Here is a 538-nt window from a genome sequence, read left to right on the forward strand (position 1 = left end):
ATCGGCTCGAACGCCATGGCCATGCGGAGATAATCGAGAAGCGCCCGCTCATTCGACACGACGCGCCTTTGCTCGATTCGACCGCGCAGAATATGGTTCATGGTCCTTCGCAGGCACTGGATGGTTCGTTCCACCTCGGGCACGTCACCAAGAATTCCAGTCCTGTCCGCGGCGCGGGCCGCCATTGCGTCGCCCAAGGAGCCGAAGCGATCCACCAGCCGGTTGGAAAGCTCATTGGCTTGAGAGGGGCAGGTAAGGCTGATCAGTTCTTCCAGGGCCCGTCGACACCCCGCCGTTTCACGCGTTTTCCGTGCCGCCATGTCCCCACCGCCAAGAATAGTTGCGCGAACCAGCTCCAGAAGCCGACCGCATCGATATAGGCCCTGGGGACGATGTTCGGCATCGCGCCCCGCATGACATGAACGATCACCTCCGCGAGCAGAAGCCCGGCGATCCAGAGCGGCCAAAATCTCGTGCTTCGGATTGACAGCCATAGAAAAATGCCCAGCATTGCAAGGTCCGTCAAAAGCAAACCCGG

Annotated in this window: 1 protein-coding gene and 1 pseudogene; both read right to left on the minus strand. The window is 60.4% G+C overall.

The features are described 5' to 3' along the window. The coding region (locus tag F7P65_RS21875) for a hypothetical protein (RefSeq protein ID WP_205452231.1) at positions 1–320 on the minus strand (320 nt) is incomplete at its 3' end. Beyond that, positions 263–538 (minus strand): annotated as a pseudogene (locus F7P65_RS22240) (hypothetical protein); the annotation flags it as partial. The pseudogene F7P65_RS22240 and the gene F7P65_RS21875, both read right to left, overlap by 58 nt.

The organism is Sphingobium estronivorans, assembly GCF_008692605.1.
In the GTDB taxonomy this organism is placed as follows: Bacteria; Pseudomonadota; Alphaproteobacteria; order Sphingomonadales; family Sphingomonadaceae; genus Sphingobium; species Sphingobium estronivorans.